The sequence below is a fragment of the Nocardioides sp. genome (assembly GCF_024509035.1).
Classification (GTDB): Bacteria; Actinomycetota; Actinomycetes; order Propionibacteriales; family Nocardioidaceae; genus Nocardioides.
Window position 1 is genome coordinate 1 of the sequence record NZ_JANINT010000321.1, and the last position, 982, is coordinate 982.

Below are 982 nucleotides of genomic sequence, written 5' to 3' on the forward strand. Positions count from 1 at the left end.
CCAGGGCAAGGACCTCTCGTTCACGCCGCTGCGCCCCGAGCTCGTGCTGGAGGTGGCCTACGACCACATGGAGGGCCGGCGCTTCCGGCACACCGCGCAGTTCCGGCGGTGGCGGACCGACCGCGACCCGGAGTCGTGCGGGTACGAGCAGCTCGACGAGCCGGTCGGCTACGACCTGTCCGAGGTGCTCACAGCGAGGTAGCGCGTCACGACGTCGGCGATCCGCTCCCCAGCGCGGCACCGACGCGTTCACCGAGGTTGTCGGCCGTCACCAGCTCGTTGGTGCCGTTGGTGATCGTGACCGGGCGCTCGGTGTTGGGGCGCAGGGTCAAGCACGGGACGCCGAGCACCGTCGTCTCCTCCTGGATGCCGCCGGAGTCGGTGACCACGAGCGCGCTGCCATCGACCAGGCTCAGGAACTCCAGGTAGCCCAGGGGGTCGACCGCGCGCACCCGCGGGTGCTCGAGCAGCCCGGCGCGCGACAGGCCGGGCCGGCTGCGCGGGTGCAGCGGCAGGATCAGCGGCACCTGGTCGGCGGTCGCCCGCAGCGCGGCCACGACCCGGGCCGCCGCCTCGTCGCCATCGACGTTGCCGGGCCGGTGCATGGTCGCGACGGCGTACGTCGGAGGCAGCTCGCCCAGGCCGTCCAAGCCGTCCAGGCGGTGCGGACCCAGCTCGCCGCGGTGGGCCAGGAGGGTGTCGATCATCGGGTTGCCCACGAAGTGGATCGCCTCGGGGTCCACGCCCTCGCGAGCCAGGTGGGCGACCGCGTCGACGCTGGTCACCAGCAGCAGGTCGCTGAGCCGGTCGGTGACCAGCCGGTTGACCTCCTCGGGCATCGTGCGGTCGAAGCTGCGCAGCCCCGCCTCGACGTGGGCGAGCGGGATGCCGAGCTTGCTGGTGACCATCGCCGCCGCGACCGTCGAGTTCACGTCGCCGTAGACGACCACGAGCGCGGGCGGCTCGGCCACCCACAGCTCCT

At 73.0% G+C, this 982-nt stretch carries 1 protein-coding gene and 1 pseudogene; one reads left to right on the forward strand and one right to left on the reverse strand.

Going from position 1 to position 982, the window contains the following annotated elements; genetic code table 11:
* A pseudogene (locus tag Q0L15_RS20100) lies at positions 1–202 on the forward strand (ATP-dependent DNA ligase); the annotation flags it as partial.
* Between the two features lie 4 nt (positions 203–206).
* Here Q0L15_RS20100 and Q0L15_RS20105 read toward each other — a convergent pair.
* Positions 207–982, reverse strand: a 776-nt coding sequence (locus tag Q0L15_RS20105) for a UDP-N-acetylglucosamine 2-epimerase (RefSeq protein ID WP_296606405.1), incomplete at its 5' end; no start/stop codon positions are given.